General features: G+C 46.6%; 16 protein-coding genes. 6 read left to right on the top strand and 10 right to left on the bottom strand.

The window, feature by feature from the left end:
- Positions 1 to 35: 35 nt before the first annotated feature.
- From der to EE116_RS04720, 6 genes are all read left to right on the top strand, one after another.
- The gene (gene der, locus EE116_RS04750; RefSeq protein WP_122873458.1) at positions 36 to 1,439 is read left to right on the top strand and encodes a ribosome biogenesis GTPase Der; all 1,404 of its coding nucleotides are present in this window, start codon (positions 36 to 38) and stop codon (positions 1,437 to 1,439) included.
- On the top strand, positions 1,432 to 1,959 hold the full coding sequence (locus tag EE116_RS04745; RefSeq protein ID WP_122873457.1) for a shikimate kinase: 528 nt from the start codon (positions 1,432 to 1,434) through the stop codon (positions 1,957 to 1,959). The genes der and EE116_RS04745 overlap by 8 nt, the downstream gene beginning before the upstream one ends.
- Before the next feature lie 303 nt (positions 1,960 to 2,262).
- The gene (trpS, locus tag EE116_RS04735) at positions 2,263 to 3,345 is read left to right on the top strand and encodes a tryptophan--tRNA ligase (protein ID WP_338120524.1); all 1,083 of its coding nucleotides are present in this window, start codon (positions 2,263 to 2,265) and stop codon (positions 3,343 to 3,345) included.
- 15 nt (positions 3,346 to 3,360) lie between these two features.
- On the top strand, positions 3,361 to 3,801 hold the full coding sequence (locus EE116_RS04730) for a copper resistance protein CopD (RefSeq protein WP_122873454.1): 441 nt from the start codon (positions 3,361 to 3,363) through the stop codon (positions 3,799 to 3,801).
- Between the two features lie 9 nt (positions 3,802 to 3,810).
- Positions 3,811 to 5,055: a serine--tRNA ligase gene (gene serS, locus EE116_RS04725; protein ID WP_122873453.1), complete on the top strand. Its 1,245-nt coding sequence runs from the start codon at positions 3,811 to 3,813 to the stop codon at positions 5,053 to 5,055.
- Positions 5,055 to 7,439 (top strand): tetratricopeptide repeat protein, encoded by a 2,385-nt coding sequence (locus EE116_RS04720; protein ID WP_122873452.1) that lies wholly within the window; start codon positions 5,055 to 5,057, stop codon positions 7,437 to 7,439. The genes serS and EE116_RS04720 overlap by 1 nt, the downstream gene beginning before the upstream one ends.
- Positions 7,440 to 7,663: 224 nt before the next feature.
- Here the strand turns inward: EE116_RS04720 and EE116_RS04715 are convergent, their stop codons facing one another.
- The 10 genes from EE116_RS04715 to EE116_RS04670 form a co-directional block, all read right to left on the bottom strand.
- Positions 7,664 to 8,362, bottom strand: a complete 699-nt coding sequence (locus EE116_RS04715; protein WP_122873451.1) for a vWA domain-containing protein — start codon at positions 8,360 to 8,362, stop codon at positions 7,664 to 7,666.
- Positions 8,363 to 8,556: 194 nt separating this feature from the next.
- On the bottom strand, positions 8,557 to 10,074 hold the full coding sequence (locus tag EE116_RS04710) for a 2-isopropylmalate synthase (RefSeq protein ID WP_122873450.1): 1,518 nt from the start codon (positions 10,072 to 10,074) through the stop codon (positions 8,557 to 8,559).
- Between the two features lie 123 nt (positions 10,075 to 10,197).
- Positions 10,198 to 10,977: a CDP-diacylglycerol--serine O-phosphatidyltransferase gene (pssA, locus tag EE116_RS04705; RefSeq protein WP_122873449.1), complete on the bottom strand. Its 780-nt coding sequence runs from the start codon at positions 10,975 to 10,977 to the stop codon at positions 10,198 to 10,200.
- Positions 10,958 to 11,602 carry a phosphatidylserine decarboxylase gene (locus EE116_RS04700; RefSeq protein ID WP_122873448.1) on the bottom strand — a complete coding sequence of 215 codons (645 nt, stop codon included), beginning with the start codon at positions 11,600 to 11,602 and terminating at the stop codon, positions 10,958 to 10,960. Before EE116_RS04700 ends, pssA begins: the two co-directional genes overlap by 20 nt.
- A gap of 4 nt (positions 11,603 to 11,606) precedes the next feature.
- Positions 11,607 to 13,535, bottom strand: a complete 1,929-nt coding sequence (gene ftsH / locus EE116_RS04695) for an ATP-dependent zinc metalloprotease FtsH (protein WP_122873447.1) — start codon at positions 13,533 to 13,535, stop codon at positions 11,607 to 11,609.
- An 18-nt stretch (positions 13,536 to 13,553) separates the two neighbouring features.
- A complete protein-coding gene (locus tag EE116_RS04690) occupies positions 13,554 to 14,384 on the bottom strand; it encodes a 50S ribosomal protein L11 methyltransferase (RefSeq protein WP_122873446.1) in 831 nt (276 codons plus the stop codon).
- 12 nt (positions 14,385 to 14,396) lie between these two features.
- The gene (locus tag EE116_RS04685) at positions 14,397 to 14,762 is read right to left on the bottom strand and encodes a chemotaxis response regulator CheY (RefSeq protein ID WP_002952918.1); all 366 of its coding nucleotides are present in this window, start codon (positions 14,760 to 14,762) and stop codon (positions 14,397 to 14,399) included.
- Between the two features lie 66 nt (positions 14,763 to 14,828).
- Positions 14,829 to 15,539 carry a 1-(5-phosphoribosyl)-5-[(5-phosphoribosylamino)methylideneamino]imidazole-4-carboxamide isomerase gene (gene hisA, locus EE116_RS04680; RefSeq protein ID WP_122873445.1) on the bottom strand — a complete coding sequence of 237 codons (711 nt, stop codon included), beginning with the start codon at positions 15,537 to 15,539 and terminating at the stop codon, positions 14,829 to 14,831.
- The gene (gene hisH, locus EE116_RS04675; protein WP_122873444.1) at positions 15,539 to 16,150 is read right to left on the bottom strand and encodes an imidazole glycerol phosphate synthase subunit HisH; all 612 of its coding nucleotides are present in this window, start codon (positions 16,148 to 16,150) and stop codon (positions 15,539 to 15,541) included. The genes hisA and hisH overlap by 1 nt, the downstream gene beginning before the upstream one ends.
- Entirely contained in the window at positions 16,147 to 17,043 is an 897-nt protein-coding gene (locus tag EE116_RS04670; protein WP_122873443.1) for a PDC sensor domain-containing protein, read from the bottom strand. The genes hisH and EE116_RS04670 overlap by 4 nt, the downstream gene beginning before the upstream one ends.

Below are 17,043 nucleotides of genomic sequence, written 5' to 3'. Positions count from 1 at the left end.
AGCCGTAAATTTAACGGGATTTTTAAGGGAAAATTTTGCAAAAGATAATTTTAGTCGGCAAGCCAAACGTCGGCAAAAGCTCGCTTTTTAACCGCTTAGCCGGCAGACGTATAGCCATCACTAGCGACGTTAGCGGTACGACGCGAGATACTAACAAAACAATCATAGAAATTTACGACAGAAGCTGCGTTTTGATCGACAGCGGCGGACTGGACGATAGTAGCGAGCTCTTTAAAAACGTCAAGGCAAAAACCCTAGCCGAAGCCAGAAGCTCGGACGCGATCATCTTTATGGTCGACGGCAAAATGATGCCTAGCGATGAGGACAAAGCCCTATACTACGCACTTTTAAAGCTAAATTTGCCGACAGCACTCGTAATCAACAAAGTCGATAGCAAAAAAGACGAGCTGCGAAGCTACGAGTTTGCAAATTTCGGCGCGAAAACGAGCTTTGCTATCTCAGTTAGCCATAACGCCGGCATCGACGAGCTAGCAGACTGGATCTACAAGCAACTAAAAGATGAGATCCGCCCCGACGTAGGCGAAGATCTGGACGAGTTTTTGGAAAATTTCGGCGACGACGGCGAGGTGGTCAGGGAGATATCGGCTCGCGAGGACTACGAGCGCAAAAATATCCAAGTAGGCATCATCGGACGCGTAAACGTCGGCAAAAGCTCGCTACTAAACGCGCTAGTAAAAGAGTCCCGCGCGGTCGTGAGCGACGTAGCTGGCACGACGATAGACCCGGTAAACGAGACTTTCGTCTATGAGGATAGGATTTTTGAGTTCGTCGATACGGCTGGCATCAGAAAACGCGGCAAGATAGAGGGTATCGAAAGATACGCGCTAAACCGCACCGAGTCCGCGCTCGAGCTCGCCGACATCGCGCTTTTGGTGCTTGATAGCTCCGAACCGCTAACCGAGCTTGACGAGCGTATCGCGGGCCTAGCGGCTAAATTTGAGCTCGGCGTCATAATCGTGCTAAACAAATGGGACAAAAGCGAGGAAGATTTTGATAAATTTAGCCGCGAGATCAGGGATAAATTTAAATTTCTAGCCTACGCGCCGATCATCAGCGTTTCGGCTCTGGGCGGCAAAAGAGTGCATAAAATTTACCCGCTGATTTTAGAAGTTTATAAAAACTACACGCAAAAAATCCAAACCGCAAGGCTAAACGAAGCCATCGAAGAGGCGGTAAAAGCGCATCCTATACCGCGCGAAAAGGGCAAAAGCGTGAAAATTTACTACGCGGTACAGTTTGGTTTCGCACCTCCTAAGATCGCGCTCGTGATGAACCGTCCGCGCGCCCTGCACTTTAGCTACACGCGCTACCTGACGAACAAACTACGCGAAAAATTTGACCTATCGGGCACACCGATCGTGCTGATCCCGAAAAATCGCAGCGGTTCGGACGAGGAAAACGAGGGAAAAAGTGAGTAGAAATCTAGTTTTCATCGGCTTTATGGGCGTTGGCAAAGGCACGGTAGCAAGGCATATCGTAAAAAAAACGGGCAAGCTGTTTTTAGACACCGACGAGCTGATCGAAAGCGAGCAAAATTTAAAAGTTAAAGAAATTTTCGAGAAAAAAGGCGAGGAGTATTTTAGAAAATGCGAAGCAAAACTCGCTAAAAAGCTGGCCAAAAACGTAAAATCCTCGGTGATAGCGGCCGGCGGCGGCTTTGCAAAAGTCAAAGGCCTAAAAAAAATCGGCAAAATCATCTATCTAAAATCAAGTTTCGAGGCGATTTTAAAGCGAATAGACGAGAGCGGCGAAGCGCAGATGCACTACGCCAAGCGCCCGCTTTTAAAGGATTTAAACGCGGCCAAAAAGCTTTTTGACGAGAGAAAAAAGATGTATAAAAGCGTCGCCGATCTCATAATAGACGTCGAAGGCAAGGAGCTGGAGCAAGTCGCGAAAGAGATCGAGACGGAACTAAAATCAAGAAAAAGGATTAAGTAAAATTTCAGTTGAAATTTGAGCGTAAATTTCAAATTTGCGGCTTTAAATTTCTTTTTTAAATTTGAGCGGTTTAAATTTAATACGAAAGCGTTTGGCCGTATCGGCGTGAAAATTAGGCGCGGTCGTATCGCTGAAATTTGAGTAGCGAACGTCAAATCTTAAGTGAGCTAAAATTTAAGTTCAAAATCGGCGGATTGCAAAATTTAGAGCAAAAAGATAAGTAAAATTTTAAATTTAGCAGATTACAAATTTTGTATGATTTAATGCAAATTTTGAAGCGGCAGTATTTTGCGATGATTTTTTGTGGCTTTGAAGTTAAAATTTGACGAAGATAGGGCATGTAGCCTATCGAGTCAAATTTTAACGAAATCCGCAAAAAGCGCGCAAAAGACAACGCGCAGCAATAAGAAAGAGAGAAAAATGAGAGTACTAACGGGTTTGCAACCAAGCGGCAAACTACACCTAGGCAACTACTTCGCCTCGATCAAGCAAATGGTTGAGGCGCAGGGGCAAAACGAGATGTTTATATTTATCGCAAACTATCACGCCATGACCTCGGTCGCCGACGCGGGGAAGCTAAAACAAAACACCTATGAGGCCGCAAGCGCGTTTTTGTCACTGGGTATCGATCCGCAAAAGAGCGTATTTTGGGTGCAAAGCGACGTCAAAGAGGTTTTAGAGCTCTACTGGATACTGAGTCAATACACCCCGATGGGCCTGCTTGAGCGCGCGCATAGCTACAAGGATAAGGTCGCAAAGGGCCTCACCTCGCATCACGGGCTTTTTAGCTATCCCGTTTTGATGGCGGCCGATATCCTGCTATACGGCGCACAGGTCGTGCCCGTGGGCAAGGATCAGATCCAGCACGTCGAGATCGCGCGCGACATAGCGATCAAATTTAACAACGAGCACGGCGATATATTTGTCCTGCCTGAGTATAAAGTCGATGAAAACGTCGCTACCGTGCCGGGCACCGACGGCGCGAAAATGAGCAAAAGCTACGGCAACACGATAGATATTTTCGCCGGCGCCAAAGGGCTAAAAAAGCAAATTTCAAGCATCGTGACAACCTCTGAGCCGCTCGAAGCGCCTAAGCAGTGGCAAAACTGCAACGTCTATAATATAGCTAAATTATTCCTAGACGAGGACGGACAGCGCGACTTACAGGCTAGGTATGAGCGCGGCGGCGAAGGACACGGACACTTTAAGATGTATCTAAACGAGCTGGTTTGGAACTATTTTGCGGACGCGAGAGAGAAATTTGATTATTATTTAAATCACGCGGGCGAAGTGGATGAAATTTTAAACGAAGGCGCGAAAAGAGCGCGAGCCGTAGCAGCGCCGATAATGGAAAAAATACGCGCCGCAACCGGCATTTATAAATAAATTTAAAGGAAAAAAGTGCAAGCAATCTACCCTTACGCGCATCTTATTCATCTGATCTGCGCTATCATTTTCGTCGGATTTTTATTTTTTGACGTGATTATTTTTTCAAGAGCCAAAAAGAAACTGCCCGCAGAAATAGCGCAAAAAGCGCAGCAGGCTATCTCAAGCGTCGCGATAAAGATCATGCCGCTTTGCGTGCTGATTTTGATTTTAACGGGCGGCATGATGATGAGTAGTTGGGTCGGCTCGAAGGCGGGCGGATATTTTGAATCGAATTTACAAATCGTCTTTATGATAAAGGTTATTTTGGCGCTACTAATATTTGCAGCGGTAGCAACCAATCTCACGTGCAAATTTATACTAAAGCGCCCTAGCCCGCTAGGCAACATTCATCCGTTTGCATTTGCGGCGGCTGCGGCCATCGTAATACTTGCTAAAGTTATGTTTATGGTTTAAGGAGAAGACATGATAAATTTAAAACTACTCGACACTCGCTACGACGAGTTCGTAAAAAAATTACAAGGAAAAAACGTAAAAGCCGAGGTTTTAAACGAGCTTTTGACGACGTTTAACGAGCTAAAAGCAAAACGTCAAGCGCTAGAAAATTTCCAAGCGATCCAAAACGCTAAGAGCAAAGAGCTAGGCATAAAGGCCAGAAACGGCGAGAACACCGACGAGCTAAAAAACGAGCTAAATTTAAACAAAGCGGCGATGGGAGATGCCGCAGAAATCGTGCGCGCATACGAGGAAAAGCTCGAAAACATCGCAAGCTGCGTGCCTAATATCACCGACGAAGACGTACCGTTTGGCAAGGACGAGGACGATAACGTCTGCGTAAAAACCGTGCTTGAGCCGACCAAATTTGACTTCACGCCAAAGGAGCACTGGGAGCTTGGCGAGAGCTTAGGCTGGCTTGATTTCGAGCGCGGCGTTAAGCTCTCTGGCTCGCGCTTTTGCGTGTTAAAGGGCATGGGAGCGCGCCTATCAAGAGCGCTAGTTAACTACATGATCGACTTTAACAACGCGCGCGGTTTTGAGCTGGTTAACGTGCCGTTTTTGGTAAATGCAAATACGCTTTACGGCACCGGACAGTTGCCTAAATTTGAAGACGATCTATATAAGGCTCAGGGCGAGGACCTGTATCTAATCCCTACTAGTGAGGTGCCGGTGACGAATCTTTATAATGACGAAATTTTACCCGTAGAGAGCTTACCGATAAAGATGACTTGCTACTCGGCGTGCTTCCGTAAAGAAGCGGGCTCCGCCGGACGCGACACGCGCGGCATGATACGCCAACATCAGTTTGAAAAGGTCGAGCTCGTAGCCATCACGACTCCAGAGCTTAGCGCACAGATGCTAGACGAGATGGTAGCGTGCGCTAGCGATTTGCTAACGAGCCTTGGATTGCCGCACCGCCACATGTTGCTTTGCAGCGGAGACCTTGGCTTTAGCGCGGCAAAGACGATAGACCTCGAGGTCTGGCTACCGGGGCAAAACAAATACCGCGAGATAAGCTCGGTGTCAAATACCCGCGACTTCCAAGCGCGCAGGGCTAAAATCCGCTACAAAGACGGCAAGAAAAACGCTCTGGTAAACACCCTAAACGGCTCGAGCCTAGCCGTAGGCAGAACGCTCATAGCGATAATGGAAAACTACCAAAAAGCAGACGGCAGCATCGAGATCCCGGAAATTCTTAAAAGGTATATGTAGTGGCGCAAAACGACGATGAAAACGTAGTAATCCTCGAAGAGGCCGAGCCAAGCGATAAAGCACCTCGACCGGAAGAACAAGAAGGCAGCGAAAGCGACGAGCTGGTTTCGCTCGACGAGCTAGAACCAGTAGTCCCCGAACAAACCGCAGACGCGCAAGATGACGCCAAAAAAAGCAAGAAAAAGCTTTTTATCATCGGAGGATCGGCGGGCGCGCTCGTCATCATCTTGGCCGTAGTTTTATTTTTCGTTTTTAGAGGCGAGAAAAAGCCGCCGATAGACGAAAAACAGATCGTAAAAGATATCGAGGAGCACTACGAGTCGCAAAAATTCGGCAGCTCGAAGATCGACGACATGATCGCTAAGGCAAATTTACTCTACGAAAAGGGCAATAAATTTGAGGCGCTGAAAATCTACGAAAACATCGCAGTTTACAACCAAAGCCTCTCAAACTATAATCTCGGCGTTTCACAGATGAGGCAGGGCAAATTTGAAGACGCGCTAAAAAGCTTTAAAAAAGCTATCGACAATAACGAAAATGTCGCCGTTAGCGCCATAAATGCCGCAGTTAGCTCACTGGAGCTAAAAAACGAACAAAATTTTAACTACTATATAAATCTCGCAAGCTCGTTTTTATATAAAGAAGCAGACTCTCCGCTATACAACTACTACTACGCGCTCATAAACTACTATAAAGGCCAATACGTCGAGGCTCTAGCGGCCCTCTCGCACGCCGAAAACGGCTACTATAAAGATCGCTACGACTACCTAGCGGCTAAAATTTTAAGCTTTATCGGCGACGACACCGAAGCGATAAAAAAGCTAGAAGCTCAAAAAGAATTTGACGCAGATCTAGCTCTGGGTATGCTCTACGCAAGGCTCGGGCAATACGAAAAGGCCAGAAATAGGCTAAATTTAGCACTAAACAAAGGCGGCGACTCAAATAAAATAAACTCGATGATAGCCATCATCAACCTAAAAGACGGCAATTTTGAAGCTGCGACCAATGAAATAAAAGCTGTTTTTCACGAAGATCCGCTGTTTTTAAACGCGAATTTCCCGATCAAAACGATCCTAAAACCAGAGCTTTTCGACGTAAATTTAGCTCAGGCGCACTTTAGAAACGACCTATTTTTCGACAAAACCAAACGCTACGAGACGCTGTTTTACTTCGCGCCTTATAAGGTTTTTGACCCTACCCAAACGATAAACTATATAAGAAAGGGTGGAGTGAGCCTATTTTTGGATGATGCAAGCGCGGCGGGCAACTACCTAAACGCTAGCGGCGCGCTCTCAAAGGTAAATTTAGAGCTATCCTCAGCCATCGCAAACGCCCTAAACTACAAGCTAAAGCAGGCTAACGCGCAGTTTGCATCGCTCATCTCGCTCTATCCCGAACACTCGGTTTTACACTACGACCTAGCCCTTAGCTACGCGCAGCTGGGCAACTTTAGCATGGCGGCAAAGCACTTTATCATGAGCTACCACCTAGACCCGACGAACCACCTAGCAGGCGTGCTGGGCGCCATCGCAAACGACATAAACGCCGTAGATAACACCAAACTACTACAAGAAATTTCAGAAAATCTCGACCACGACGCGAGCTCAAAAGACGCGCCCGTAAGCCAAGCTCTAATGGCGCTCATCGCAAACAATAGCGGCGCTCTCATGCGCTGGCTAGAACAAGAAAAGGAAGAGAGCGCGCTAAATTTGGCCTTTGACGCGATAATCGCAAAGATGACCGACAAGGGTGAGGAGTTTGCCAAAAAAACGCAAATTTTAAAAGCTAAGCTGCCTGATGATATCGTGGCGAACATTCTTGATTTTATCGCAAACTACAAGGATGAAGGCATCAAAAAATACGTCGAGCAGATACAAATTTACTTCCACGACAAGCGGCTAAACGACGCGGCGTTTTACCACGGCGCAAACATCATCAAAGAGCAATACATCAAGCTTTTGCAAATCTCGGGTCTGCTAAACTACGAGCGCGAGAAAATAAAAGCGCTGCTAAAACAAGGCGCCAATAACTCCGACTTGCTCCAAACGCTAGCCTACATCGATATTTTTACGAACGATTTTGAGGAGAGCTATCAGATCTACAACCGCATAATCGACGAATTTAAGATAAATGACGCGGGCACGCTGTTTCTAGCCGCCGTGGCCGCCATCGGCTCAAATCACCCGCAAAACGCAACCGCACTTTTGGAGCTATCTAAGCTCACCGATCCAAACGCGATGGAAAGCCGCGTGGCGCTGGGGCACCTATATCAAGAGATCGATAACATCGAGGCTGCGACGATACAATACGGGCTAATAAAAGATCCGAATTTTAAAAGTAAATTCGTTGATTTTATGATTGATTACGAGAAGCTGAAAAAGTAGTTTTGTGCGGGCGATAGGCGATAAATCCGTCGCAAAGTCGCCCGAATAATTTTTATAGATAATAGCGCCAAAGCGAAACGGCTTTGTTAAATTTGACGAGAAATAAAAACAACTCGCCTCGTCAAATTTGATCGCCCTGCTACGCTTTGCGCTATGACTAGCTATTTAAAAAACAACCGCAAATTTACAAAAGCACGGCAATAAGCCGTGCCTCAAGTCAAATTTTACTTATCCTCAAGCACCTTTTCGCGCCACTTGGAGCTTGATTTTTTATCCATCGCCATATCTTTGGACATCTCGGCAGCGGCCTCAAAGTTTTTCTGCACGCCCTCGCTGCTGTTTTTGTATTTCACAGCGTTAGTGCCCTTTATGCCTAGGCTCTGCGCCTCACTAACCGCGTCGATGTTCGCTCCCAAAAATATAAACTCCCAGTCGTATTTTTCCTGCTTGTCGCTTATCATCTTTTTTATCTGCGCCTTTGAGTACTCCTTGCTCGAGTTTTCCTGTCCGTCGGTTACGATCACGAAAAGCACGGCTCTGTTTTTAGCATAGATATCCTCGACTTTTGAGATTTTATTTATCGTATCACCCACGGCGTCTAATAGCGCGGTGTTACCGCCAGCGACGTAGTCCTTATTCGTTAGCTTTTCAACCTTTTTGATATCGGCTCTATCGTGCAGAGTTTTAAAATTCGTATCAAAAAGCACCGTCGTTACCTTGGCGTCCACGCCCGCTTCTTTTTGCTTGTCGATCATCGAGTTAAAGCCGCCGATAGTATCGCTTTCAAGCCCGCTCATCGAGCCTGATTTATCTAGGATCAGCACCATCTCGAGCTGCTTTGGCTCAGATTTTTGCGGCGCTTCTTCGCTTTTAGCAAACGCAAATACCCCGATAATCATCAACAAAAACGCGATTTTTTTCATATTTTCTCCTTTGAAAATTTGGCTTGATTATATCAAATTTTAAAGACGCGGCGGTAAATGCGAGGAGGTTTAAATTTGAGTTTTATATTTTTGTTGGTTTTAAAACAAGCCGAATTTAAAGGTTAATTTTACAAATTTAAGACCCGAATCCGAGCCTTAAATTTGTTAAGTGACGCGGTCAAACCGCTCAAATTTTACTTTGTTGCGGCAATCTTTACGTAGCTATTTAGCGCGCCTATATACGCTCTAGCGCTCGCCGTCATCGTGTCGATATCAAGTCCGTGTCCGATGACGGTTTTGCCGTCAAATTCGACCTTCACTACTACGTTTGCCAGCGCGTCCTTGCCCTGCGAAACGGCGTTTACCTTATAGTCTTTTAGTACGCCGTTTATGCCGCTTAGACGGTCGATGACTTTAAATATCGCATCCGCCGTACCGTTGCCTAGCGCCGCATCGCTCTTGATCTCGTCGGCGTGACGAAGCGTGATAGCAGCGCTGCTTAGGCCTTTGTTGCAGCTGCTTTGCGTTAGCGTCAAAAACTCGAAAACTTCGGGGATCTTGATGATTTCGCTAGTTACCAGCGCGCGCAAATCGTCGTCAAAGATCTCTTTTTTCTTATCCGCTAGCGCCTTAAATTTCTCAAACGCCTCGTTTAGCGCGCTATCTTCGAGCTCAAAACCAAGGCTTATTAGCTTATCTTTAAAGGCGTGGCGACCCGAGTGTTTGCCTAGTATCAGCGAGTTTTTATCCAGTCCGATGCTCTCGGCGCTGATGATTTCGTAGGTTTCTTTGTGTTTTAGCACGCCATCTTGGTGGATGCCACTTTCGTGAGCGAAGGCGTTTTTACCGACGATGGCTTTGTTTGGCTGAGGCTCGATACCGATGATGCCCGCTAGCAGGCGCGAGCTAGGATAAATTTCTTTATATACTATGTCCGTGTAAAGCGGTGCGAATACGTCGCTACGCGTCTTTATCGCCATCACGATCTCTTCAAGCGCGGCATTTCCGGCACGCTCGCCGATGCCGTTTAGCGTGCACTCGACCTGTCTGGCGCCCGCTTTTATCGCGGCTAGCGAGTTTGCCGTAGCTAGGCCTAGGTCGTTGTGATTATGCACGGAGATGACTGCGCGACCGTTTATAAATTTAACCATTTCTCCTATGCGAGCGGTAATCTCCTCGGGATATAGATACCCCACGGTGTCTGGGATGTTGATGGTTTTTGCTCCGGCGTTTATAGCGGCGTCGCAAATTTCTTTTAAAAAGCTCATCTCGCTCCTGCACGCGTCCTCGCAGCTAAACTCGACGTCCTCGCAGAAGGTTTTAGCATATTCCACGGCTCGCACGGCGCGTCTAATCACTTCATCTGGAGACATTTTTAGCTTAAACTCCATATGGATCGGGCTCGTAGCGATAAAGGTGTGGATGCGCCTATTTTTTGCCGGAGCTATAGCTTCGCCCGCAGCCTTTATATCGCCGTCCACGGCACGGGCGAGCGAACAGATAGAAGCGTTTGAGGCTTGCTTGGCGATCTGATGTATCGCGTCGAAATCGCCCCTACTAGCCGCCGCAAAGCCGACCTCCATGACGTCTACGTTTAGGCGCTCTAGCTGGCGCGCGATACGGATTTTCTCCTCGGTATTCATTGATGCGCCGGGGCTTTGCTCGCCGTCTCGTAAAGTCGTATCAAATATTATTATTTTATCATTGTTCATTTTTTATCCTTTTTGGGGTTTTTGTTTGTGTGGTTAAATTTTTATTATTAGGGTGTGAAAGAGTCGCTGCTTAGCGCAGCAGCAGAAGTAGAGAGAAAAATGCGTTAAATTTGACGTTGCCGTTCATTCGCTCTCCTTTTGGTTTTTTTTGTTTTTACATCTCATAAAAACATAGCGGATTATACCGTAAGAAACATAAACGCTCATTAAAGCCGTAACCGCCTCGATCGGGTAGATATAAATAACCGAAAACGCGACCGTAAGGCCGACTAATATGCGTAAAAAATGGGCTTTTTTTAGATCGATTTTTTTAAAGCTAGGGTAGCGGATGTTGCTTACCATCAAAACGGAAAGCAAAATTTGCAAAAACAGCAAAAACCATTCGGCACTTCTAGTAAAATCATACTCCAAGCTCAGCCCAACCCAAAATGCAGACACAATGGCCGCCGTTGGTATCGGAAGGCCGATAAAAACAGACGGCTCGTAGGTGCCGGTCATTACGTTAAACCGAGCAAGTCTAATAGCACCAAAAACTACAAACAGTGCAGCGACTAGCGAACCCAAACGCCCAAAGCTGTGTCCGACCGTAAAGTAAAAAAGCATCGCGGGCGCGACGCCGAAAGCTATAATATCGGCAAGACTGTCAAACTCCACGCCGAATTTTGACGTAGTTTTAGTTAGCCTCGCTACTCGCCCATCAAGTCCATCCAAAAATAGCGATAAAACTATGTAAACAATAGCCTTAAAAAAGTAGCCGTTAGCCTCCTCGACTAGTCCTGCGCTGGCCGCGATATAGCCGCGGACGGAAGCGATAATACTAATAATACCCAAAAACGCTGAAGCCGCCGTGAATAAATTCGGCAAAATATACATTAACTGAAGTTTATGCTGATTGTCTTGCATCTTTTTCCTCGTAGCTAAAAAACCCTAAAATGCCCGCGCTCGCGACCTTTTCGCCTACGCTGACGCTTATTCTCGTATTTGCGGGTAGTATCAAAATCGCCTCACCACTACTTAAAAAGCCAAATCTCCTGCCCGCTTTTAGTCGGCTAAAATTTTCAAAAGAAATACCCTTGCTAAGGGGTCCCACGACGACGCGGATCGCAAATTTATTATCCGAGTTTTTACAGACAAACAAGGCACGCTCGTTTAAATTTTTAGAAGCTTCCATAGCGTTGCACAAAAACAGTCCGTGCCTTTGTTTGGCCTCTAAAAGCTCCATATCGCAAGGAGCTCTGAGTGCGCCCGCGTCAAATACGCCCTTGCGGATAGTTATGGCTACGCACTGCGTATCAAAATAGTAAATTTTATCTATGCTTTTTATCTTACCGTCGATCGGACTAAGTACGGCGTACGCATCATCGCTACCTAGTGCTCGCTCCGGGTTTCTAAACCAAAATACGCAAAGCGCAAAAAGCACGAAAAATAAAATTTGACATACGCCCAAAACCAGCGCAAGCAAAAGCAAAAGCCCTAAAACGAAAACGTATTTGTAGCCCTGTTTTGCGATTAGCCCGATGTTTTGCATATCTTTACGCTTGTTCCTCTTTATTTTCTTCCAAATTTACTAGCCTGCTAGGCATGCCGCGCTCTTGTTCGTAGTTTGCGATGATCTCTCTAACCTTCGCACCCTCGATAGTTTCCTCCTCGTAAAGCGCCTCTACCATCTTTTCTATCGCGTCGCCGTAAGTTCGAAGCGTCTCTAGTACGTGTTTATAACGCTCATCTAGCGTATTTTTGATAAATTCATCTACTTTTTCCGCCGTCTTGTCGCTGTAATCCCTGTCGGCCTGACCGCCAGCAAGGAAAGTACTGCGACGCTTTTCAAGCACCATAAGTCCCGCAATATCGCTCATGCCGTATATCGAGATCATCGAGCGAAGTATATCGGTCGCGCGCTCTAGGTCGTTGCCAGCACCGGTCGAAATCTCTTTTATAAAGACCTCTTCCGCTGCGCGCCCCGCCAAAAGCACATCCACTTCAGCCATCAGCTCGTGGCGCTGCATCATAAATTTATTCTCTTCAGGCGTATGGAGCGTGTATCCCAGTGCCGCAAGCCCGCGCGGTATGATCGATACTTTGGTGACTCTGTTTGCGCCTTTGGTGGTCTCTGCTATGAGTGCGTGTCCGCTCTCGTGATAGGCCACGATGCGTTTTTCTTTCGGATTTATGCGGCGAGATTTTTTCTCAAGACCAGCGATCGCTCTCTCAACGGCCTCGAGCAAATCAGCCTGCTCGACTTTGCCTTTTTCTTTTCTGCCCGCTAGTAGCGCGGCTTCGTTTATGATGTTTGCTAGATCCGCTCCCGCAAGGCCCGCCGTCATGCGCGCGATATCCTCGATACTAACGCTATGATCTAGCTTAATATCTTTTATATGTACGCGTAAAATTTCGATCCTACCTTTAAAATCAGGCTTATCTACAAGCACCTGCCTGTCGAATCTACCCGGCCTTAAAAGCGCGGCATCAAGCACCTCCGGACGGTTCGTCGCGGCAAGTACGATAACGGGCGACGCATCCGAGCTAAAGCCGTCCATCTCAGCCAAAAGCTGGTTTAGCGTTTGCTCGCGCTCGTCGTTTCCGCCGATCATTCCGCTAGCTGCGCGGCTTTTGCCGATAGCGTCGATCTCGTCTATAAAGACGATTGCCGGAGCTTCTTTTTTTGCATTTTCAAAAAGATCCCTCACGCGACTAGCACCTACGCCAACGAACATCTCTATAAAGCTCGATCCGGAAACCGAGAAAAACGGTACGTCCGCTTCGCCCGCAACGGCCTTTGCAAGCAATGTTTTACCCGTACCCGGAGGCCCCACTAAAAGCACGCCTTTTGGGATTTTGGCACCCAAATTTATATATCTATCCGGATGCTTTAGAAAATCCACGATCTCTTTAACTTCTTCTTTTGCTTCCTGCACGCCCGCCACGTCGGCAAATTTAACCTTCGGTTTTTCAGAGTTTACTAGTTTTTTAGAACTTCCCATGCCAAGTATACCGCCGCCCATATTTCTCTGCATGCGGCTAGCCAAAAACATCCAAATTCCAAAGAAAATAAAAATAGGAAGCACCCATGAAAAGAGCATTTCAGTAAACCAATTCGTCTCGCTATACGCTCCATAAGGGATCTTTTGCTCCTCTAAAATCGGCACTAGAGTCGGATCGTTGACCCTTTTGGCAAAGTATGTTCTGCCGCCGTTATCCACGGCTTTTATCGAAGTTTCCGAGATGCCTACTTGCGCTACTTGCTTGTTTTTTATCATCTCTTTTATCTCGGAGTATGAGGTGCTTTTAGAGCTGGCTGCGCTCTGTCCTAGTAGCGTGCCGTCCATCTCGCCGCCTCCAAGCCCGCGAAATGCTATCACTATCACGATAGCAAAAATGGCGAAAATCAAAATCGGATTTTTATTAAAAAAATTATTTCCGCCGTTATTTAAATTTTTATCATCGTTTTTTCTGTTATCCATTATGTTCCTTAAATTATTTTAAGCTTTTTGAAATACGAAGCTTTTCCACTCGTTTTTAGTTTGACTTTCTACCAGTTTGAGCGACGAAAAAGCCTCTAAAATTCGCGTTTCGTATTTATCCAAAACGCCTGCTAAAACGAGATACGAGCCCTCTTTTAGCAAATTTATTAGATCATTTTTTAGCATTAGTATCACGTCAGCGATTATATTTGCGACGACGACGTCGTATTTTTTACCTAAATTCGCCACCGAACCGGTCCAAATTTGATTAAATTTAACCCCATTTAGTTTGGCGTTTTTCTGCGAGCTTTGCACTGCTTGCTCGTCAGTATCGCAGGCATCCGTGACGCAGCCTAGTTTTGCTAGAGCGATGCTTAGTATCCCGCTTCCGCAGCCCACATCAAGCGCGCTCATGCCGTTTGCGGCGTATTTTTGCAGACACTCTATACAAGCGCTCGTACTCTCATGGTGACCCGAGCCAAAGGCAAGAGCGGGGTCGATGATAATATTTTCAAACCCGCCTTTAGACTCTTCCCAGCTTGGGTGGATGTAAAATTTACCGATTTCTATCGGTCTTACGTTTTTTTTGTATTCGTTTAACCAGTCTTTATTTTCTTTTTGGCTTTTTGTTATCTTAAATTCGATCTCTCGGCCGAGCGCATTTTGTAGAGATTTTGCGTATTCTTGCAGGCCAAATTCCACTTCGTCTAGCTCGTCTTCATCTCGGACGATAAACCCGCCGGCAGTCTCCTGCGTGCAAGTAACGCCCAAAGAAAAAACGAGATCCTCGAAAAGCTCGCGAAGCTCCTGCGAGCAAAGAACTTCAAGCTCGTAAAATTTATCTTTCAAATTTACGCTCTTTTAGCCCAAGACGTCTTCAAGTTTTTCTTTTAAAACTTGCGGCGTAAACGGCTTTACGATGTAGTTATTGACGCCTGCTTTTAGCGCGGTGATGACCTCGGCTTTACCGCCCTCGGTCGTTACCATGATGATAGGCATATCGACGTATTTTGCCTCGGCGCGGACCTTTTTTACGAGCTCAAGGCCGTTCATTTCAGGCATATTCCAGTCGGTAATAAGCACGTTTATATCGCTGTGCTGACCCAAAATTTGCCATGCTTCGACTCCGTGCTCGGCCTCTAAAATTTCTTGATGCCCAAGCCTTTGTAGGGTGTTTTTTATAATTCTTCTCATAGTAGAGCTGTCGTCGACTACTAATATTTTCACAATCGTATCCTTTTTTAAAAAATGTCCAATTCTAGCAAATTTTATATTTAAATTTACTTTAAAATTTTAGCGGCCCAGTTTAAAAGCCTCTTTTAGATCGAGCGTCCCTTCGTAGTACGCCTTGCCCACGATCGCGCCGTAAACGTCTCCCGCGCGCATTAGCGCCTCGATATCAGAGATATCTTTTACGCCGCCGCTTGCGATCGTATTTATACCGCTTGCCTTTGCGATTTGCGAGGTAAACTCAACGTTCACGCCGCTAAGGGTGCCGTCTTTTGAGATATCGGTACAGATTACCGCTTCGACTCCGGCTCCGGCAAATTTATGCGCTAGCTCGGTCGCCCTCATCTGCGACACCTCCGCCCAGCCTTGCACGGCAACGAAGCCATCTTTAGCGTCTATGCCGACGGCGACGCGGTATTTTTGCGCCATTTCTTTAGTAAAATTTGGATCCTTTAGCGCTACCGAGCCCAAGATAACGCGCGTTATGCCGCTATCAAGGTAGCTTTTTATTCGCGCTTCGTCGCGTATCCCGCCGCCGATTTGGATTTGTAAATTTGCGGCTTTTGCGATCTTTTCTACGGTTTTTAGATTTACCGCTTCGCCCGCAAACGCTCCGTCAAGATCGACGACGTGAAGCCACTTTGCGCCCATATCTTCAAACCTTTTGGCTAGCTCCCACGGCGCGTCCGAGTAGATTTTGGCGCTACTCATCTCGCCTTTAAAAAGCCGAACCGCCTTGCCCTCTTTTAGATCTATCGCAGGGAAAATTTCCATCACATCTCTCCGAAATTTCGTAAAATTTTTAGCCCCGTCTCATAGCTCTTTTCGGGGTGCGGCTGAAAGCCGAAAATGTTATCTTTACGCACCGCGCTTACGAATTTATAGCCGTATTCGCTAAAGCCAAGCGCCGCATCGTCCTCGCAAACTACGTGATAAGAGTGCACGAAATACAAATACTCGCTAGCCGCCAGATCCTTATTTATCGGCGTTTGCTTGGTAAAATTTATCGTATTCCAACCCGTGTGAGGCACCTTTAGCGGCGCGTCAAATTTAGACGGGTCAAATTTAACCACTCGCCCTTTTACGAGCCCGAGCCCCTCGTTTACGCCAAACTCCTCGCTTTGCTCAAAAAGCAGCTGCATACCCAGACAAATGCCTAAAAACGGCTTTCCGCCGGCCGCGGCTTCTTTTATCGCGGGGATAAAGTCTCTATCTTTTAGCTTTTGCATCGCTTCGCCAAAAGCCCCGACGCCGGGCAAGATTATCTTGTCAAATTTAACTAACTCCTCGCCGCGAACCGCTAGCCGAGCCTTTAAATTTAAACTTTCAAACGCGTTTAACACGCTTCTTAAATTTCCCGCGCCGTAGTCGATAATGCCGATCAATGCGAGCTCCTTTGCTTGGTTGCAAAAAGATAAACGCTAAGCGCGATCATCAGCATCGCAACGCCGCCGATTAGATAGATCGCATTTATGATGTGATCGGGCGCCGTGATGGCAAATTTAAACACGAGCATCAGCGCCTCGATCGCAAGCGCGATGATGATCGAGCCGATAAATCTAATCATCGTTTTATTTTCCATATCCTCGCCGCGCTTGCTTTTACCCAGCACCTCTTCTTCAAATATCGCTTTAACCAGATCAAAGATCGCAAGCGCCAGCGTCAGCACGATCGTGTGCTCAAACATCTTTTCTACTTCGATATTTAAAAGATCGTTAGCCAAAAGCCCCTTGAGCGCGTCGGCGAACAAAAACAAGGCTATGATAAAAAGCGCGACCGAAAACGCGGCGTAAACGACCTTTAGAAATTTGCCAAAGTAGCTCTCTAGCTTGCCGTGGGAGACGATGGCTAGGATATTTTCTAGCGAAACGTCGATACAAGCGACGAATTTTAGCTCGCCCTTATCGTCATATATCGGAGTGGACGCTGTCACACACAGCTCGCCCGTGAGCGAGGACGGGTACGGGTCGCTTAGCACGCAGCGCTTTTCACGTACCGCGGTGTAATAATAAGACTTATTGCTGCAGTTTTCGCCGCCGCCGGCTTTGTATTTTTCGTTTAGACTCACGGCGTCGCCTATTTGCACGCCGTTTGCGTCAAGCACGTAAAACGCGTCAAAGCCCTCTATCTCGTGCGCCATTTTATCAAAGCCGCTTTTTATCGACTCGGCGTTTACTCCAGGCAGCCTATTTGGCAAATTTTTACTAAAAAGATAGCATATATAGGCTCTAGCCTTGTATCTTAACTCTGAAAACCTCTGTATATCTTGTAACGTCAA

It is taken from the genome of Campylobacter showae, from assembly GCF_900573985.1.
GTDB classification, from domain to species: domain Bacteria; phylum Campylobacterota; class Campylobacteria; order Campylobacterales; family Campylobacteraceae; genus Campylobacter_A; species Campylobacter_A showae_E.
The sequence above is the reverse complement of the archived record's forward strand: the minus strand, read 5'-3'. Positions and strand labels throughout refer to the sequence as shown.

Coding starts and splice junctions, on each gene's coding strand:
- serS (WP_122873453.1), top strand. CDS start 3,811: ATGATAAATTTAAAACTACTCGACACTCGCTACGACGAGTTCGTAAAA.
- EE116_RS04715 (WP_122873451.1), bottom strand. CDS start 8,362: ATGAAAAAAATCGCGTTTTTGTTGATGATTATCGGGGTATTTGCGTTT.
- EE116_RS04710 (WP_122873450.1), bottom strand. CDS start 10,074: ATGAACAATGATAAAATAATAATATTTGATACGACTTTACGAGACGGC.
- pssA (WP_122873449.1), bottom strand. CDS start 10,977: ATGCAAGACAATCAGCATAAACTTCAGTTAATGTATATTTTGCCGAAT.
- EE116_RS04700 (WP_122873448.1), bottom strand. CDS start 11,602: ATGCAAAACATCGGGCTAATCGCAAAACAGGGCTACAAATACGTTTTC.
- ftsH (WP_122873447.1), bottom strand. CDS start 13,535: ATGGATAACAGAAAAAACGATGATAAAAATTTAAATAACGGCGGAAAT.
- hisA (WP_122873445.1), bottom strand. CDS start 15,539: ATGGAAATTTTCCCTGCGATAGATCTAAAAGAGGGCAAGGCGGTTCGG.